Annotated in this window: 1 protein-coding gene; it reads left to right on the top strand. The window is 60.4% G+C overall.

What is annotated here, in order from left to right; translation table 11 throughout:
* Positions 1-197: 197 nt before the first annotated feature.
* Complete coding sequence (cysS, locus tag I5M_RS23740) at positions 198-1685, top strand: cysteine--tRNA ligase (protein WP_022723671.1); 1488 nt, start codon at positions 198-200, stop codon at positions 1683-1685.
* Positions 1686-1812: the final 127 nt, after the last annotated feature.

Genomic DNA, 1812 nt, shown 5'->3' with positions numbered 1-1812 from the left:
CCAAAATGGCTCCGGCCGCTTGCCTAAGGCCTTCGCCGGACTTGACGGCGTTTGGCCCCCGTGGCCATGGTGCGGGCATGAACGGTTTCCTCGCCATTATTTTTTGCTGCGAGATTACGAGCTAGCTCAACGCTGGCTGAGGCCGTCTTTTCTCACACCGAGATCACTGGACGCCCGGCCGCAGGGGACGGGTGCCTATGGACTTGCGCCTTTACGATACGCTGACCCGCGACAAGCGGACGTTCGCGCCGATCGATCCGGCCAATGTGCGGATGTATGTCTGCGGCCCGACGGTCTACGACTTCGCGCATATCGGCAACGCGCGGCCCGTGATCGTGTTCGACGTGCTGTTCCGGCTGCTGCGCCATCTCTACGGCGAGAGCCACGTCACCTACGTCCGCAACATCACCGACGTCGACGACAAGATCAACGACCGCGCCGCCCGCGACTATCCGGGCCTGCCGTTGAACGACGCGATCCGCAAGGTCACCGAAAAGACCGAGCAGCAATTCCACGACGACGTCGACGCGCTGGGCTGCCTGCGACCGACGGTGGAGCCGCGGGCGACCGAGCATATCGGCGAGATGCGCGCCATCATCGAGAAACTGATCGCCGGCGGCTTCGCCTACGTGGCGGAGGGCCACGTGCTGTTCTCGCCGGCGGCGATGAACGCGGCCAATGGCACGCTGCCGCGCTACGGCGCGCTGGCTAATCGCTCACTCGACGAGATGATCGCCGGCGCCCGCGTCGATGTCGCACCCTACAAGCGCGACGCCACCGACTTCGTGCTGTGGAAGCCGTCGAAGCCGGGCGAACCGTCATGGCCGTCGCCGGGTGGTATCACCACGGAAGGCCGGCCGGGTTGGCACATCGAGTGCTCGGCAATGTCGTGGAAACACCTCGGCGAAACCTTCGACATCCATGGCGGCGGTATCGATCTGGTGTTTCCTCACCACGAAAACGAAGTCGCACAAAGCTGCTGCGCGTTTCATACGTCGCGCATGGCCCAGACCTGGATGCACAACGGCTTCCTTCAGGTCGAAGGCGAGAAGATGTCGAAGAGTTTGGGGAATTTCGTCACGATCAGGGAGTTGCTGGCGGGCTGGAAGGGGATCGTTTGGCGAGGAGAGATCATCAAGCTGGCTATGCTCTCCACCCATTATCGGCAGCCAATCGATTTCAGTGTGAGTGCTCTTGAGCAGTCCATGATTGCGCTGCGCTACTTCAAGCAGTGCGATAGCGGCGCGTTTAGTGAAGAGGCACCTTCTGACGAATTCATGAAGGCTCTTTCCGACGATCTAAACACTCCACGAGCGATTGCAGAGCTTCACCGACTGGCAAAATTTGCTCGAGAAGGCGATGCCCGTACCAAAGAGTTAATGACAAATTCTGTCGCAACGCTAGATCTCACGGTTCAGTCAGCTCGCAATAAGGTAGTTACGGGACTTCGGCTTCTAGGCATCGACATCAGGAATTATGATCCTGACTATCACCAGAAACTGATCTCACGAGAGCGGCAGGAAGCGATTGAGGACCTCATCGCCGCGCGCACCGCTGCCCGCACTAACAAAGACTGGAAAGAATCCGACCGCATCCGCGACGAACTCGCCGCGATGGGCGTGGTGTTGAAGGACGGCAAGGACAAAGACGGCAAACCGGTCACCACCTGGGAGATCGCGCGATGAGCATCCTCTCATTCGGCGTCATGGCCGGGCTTGCCCCGGCCATCCATCACACGAGAAACGCGGCCGTTCTTGCGAGGATGGATGCGCGGGTCGAGCCCGCGCATGACGTTCGTGTGTGTAGTGATGC

This window comes from Rhodopseudomonas sp. B29 (genome assembly GCF_000333455.1).
Taxonomy (GTDB): Bacteria; Pseudomonadota; Alphaproteobacteria; order Rhizobiales; family Xanthobacteraceae; genus Rhodopseudomonas.
Note: the sequence above shows the minus strand (reverse complement) of the source record. Positions and strands in the feature narration are given on the sequence as shown.